Annotated in this window: 1 pseudogene; it reads right to left on the minus strand. The window is 64.0% G+C overall.

The features are described 5' to 3' along the window. Positions 1-54: 54 nt before the first annotated feature. Positions 55-253, minus strand: a pseudogene (locus ACSNOK_RS35240) (hypothetical protein); the annotation flags it as partial.

The raw sequence follows: 253 nt of genomic DNA on the forward strand, positions 1-253 counted from the left end.
GGCATGGCTCCCGTGTTGACTTGCCTGCCGCCGTCCCTGGCACTTGCTCGGGCCTCAGTCGACAAGCACTTGTCCATCATGCTCCACGTAGGGCGGGTACGGCCCGGTGCCGCTGTGCGGAGCTTGAGATGCCGCAACAAAGCGGCCGGTCTGGACATCGAAGACATGGACTTCGCCGTCTTCGATGACATAGTGCCACCCGTGCAGGCTGAGCTGCCCGGCCTCTACCCGCGATCGCACCATGGGATAGTCC

Origin of the sequence: Streptomyces sp. URMC 126, assembly GCF_051386555.1 — a bacterium.
Classification (GTDB): Bacteria; Actinomycetota; Actinomycetes; order Streptomycetales; family Streptomycetaceae; genus Streptomyces.